The sequence below is a fragment of the Neisseria sp. P0001.S005 genome (genome assembly GCF_051963715.1).
Map to the genome: position 1 here is coordinate 1 of NZ_JBQCTZ010000408.1, position 1,252 is coordinate 1,252.

General features: G+C 45.1%; 1 protein-coding gene. It reads right to left on the reverse strand.

Annotated elements, in window-relative coordinates; all coding sequences use genetic code 11:
* Positions 1 to 362 precede the first annotated feature (362 nt).
* Positions 363 to 1,252 (reverse strand): sodium:proton antiporter (locus ACTHSP_RS20650; protein WP_440346842.1); only part of this gene is annotated, 890 nt, incomplete at its 5' end.

Sequence of the window (1,252 nt, forward strand, 5' to 3'; positions counted from 1 at the left end):
CTAAGCCTTTTTTTATCTTAATCATAAGGATGCGTTACTTTTTGGTGGGTTGAGATTCGGATGTCGGATTGTTTTTTCAGACGGCATGTAATGCTTTGAAACAAAGGATGGGTCGTCTGAAAAAAGCAGAGGTTTGCTATAAAAACAACGAATAAACGCAAACAACAAAGCTTTAGATTTTATCAGGTATAGGCTGCTTTATGTCAGTTTTACGCTTATTTTTATGGGAAAAGTGGGAAAAAAGTAGGAATGTGTAATCGAGTGTTAAGGGGAATGATTTTTAACTGATTGATATTTAAACGCTATATTTGATGATATAGCTGAAAATAAAAGGCCGTCTGAATTTCAGACGGCCTCTAAGTTTAAAAGAGCTGCCAAACGAAGAAAATCATCGTATGCAGGGCAAACAGCGGTACCAATACAATCACCGACCATGCCATGTAGCCGAAGAAGGAAGGCATCGGTATGCCGCGTTGTTCGGCAATGGCTTTGACCATGAAGTTCGGCGCATTACCGATATAAGTGAGCGCGCCCATAAATACGGAACCCATGGATACTGCCAGCAGCGAATGGAACAGATGGCCTGTCATCAAAGCTTGTGCATCGCCACCGGCCATATTGAAGAAGACCAAATAAGTCGGCGCGTTATCCAAGAATGCCGACAAAATGCCGCTCATCCAGAAATACATCACATTAATCGGATTGCCTGCCGCGTCGTGAACCAAAGAAACAACGGAAGCCAATGCGCCTGTTTCACCAGCTTTCAAAATCGCCAAGACGGGGGAAATGGTAATGAAAATACCCAAAAACAGTTTGCCCACTTCGGCAATCGGCTCGAAGTTGAACTCATTGCCTGCGCGGACCTGTTTGGGCGTAATAATCCAAGATACGGCGGTCAAAGCCAGCAAAATGCCATCGCGCATCAGGTTTTGCAAGGCGTAATGGCTGCCCAAGATTTCAAAGCCCGGATGATTTGGTTTCCACAAACCGGACAGCAAAACCGCGCCGACTACGCCGGCCAGTAACAGAAAATTCCATTTGCCGTAGATTTTGACTTTTTCTTCTTTATCGGAAGGAGCGGGAGCAAGGTGTTCGCTTTGTTCGCGGTTGAAGTGTCGGCTGTCGATGATGTAGAAAACGGCCAGCAAAATCACAGAACTGATCAATACAGGCAGCAGCATGTGTTTGACCGTCCACATGAAATCTACGCCTTTCAGGAATCCTAAGAACAGAGGAGGATCGCCTAAAGGAG